At 69.4% G+C, this 706-nt stretch carries 1 protein-coding gene; it reads left to right on the forward strand.

Annotated features, from left to right (window positions below; translation table 11 throughout):
* The coding region (locus KUM32_RS33195; protein WP_254406487.1) for a penicillin-binding transpeptidase domain-containing protein at nucleotides 1-706 on the forward strand (706 nt) is incomplete at both ends.

Below are 706 nucleotides of genomic sequence, written 5' to 3' on the forward strand. Positions count from 1 at the left end.
GGCCGTGCTCAGCCGGCTGGCCGAGGTGCTGGACATGGAGACCAAGGACGTCACCGACAAGGTGCGGCTGTGCGACTCCAAGACCCCGCAGCCCTGTTGGAACGGCTCCCCGTACCAGCCCATCCCGATCACCGACGAGGCCACCACCCAGCAGGCCCTGCAGATCCGCGAGCGGGCCGAGGACTTCCCCGGCATCAGCGCCGAGCCCACCGCCGTGCGCCGCTACGCCGCGCCGGGTGACGCCAACACCGCGCAGGTGCTCGGCTACCTCTCGCCGGTCACCGACGAGGAGATCAAGAAGGCCGAGGACAGCGAGTCGCCGCTGCTGCGCGCCGACCAGATCGGCCGCTCGGGTTTGGAGCGCACCTACGACAGCCAGTTGCGCGGCAAGGCCGGGGTCACCCGGTACGAGGTGGACAACCTCGGTCGCGTCATCGGCAAGGCCAAGAGCGACCGGGCCGTGCCCGGCGCCAACGTCGTCACGAGCATCGACGCCCGCGTGCAGGCCATAGCGGAGAAGGAGCTCGACGCGGCGATGAAGGCCGCCCGCAAGGAGCACGACCGCAACACCAACCAGAACTACAAGGCGGACGCGGGCGCCGTGGTGGTCATGGAGTCCAAGACGGGCCGCATCGTGTCCATGGCCTCCAATCCGACGTACGACCCCAACGCCTGGGTCGGCGGTATCTCCGGCAAGGACTACCAG

Source organism: Streptomyces sp. AC627_RSS907 (genome assembly GCF_019049165.1).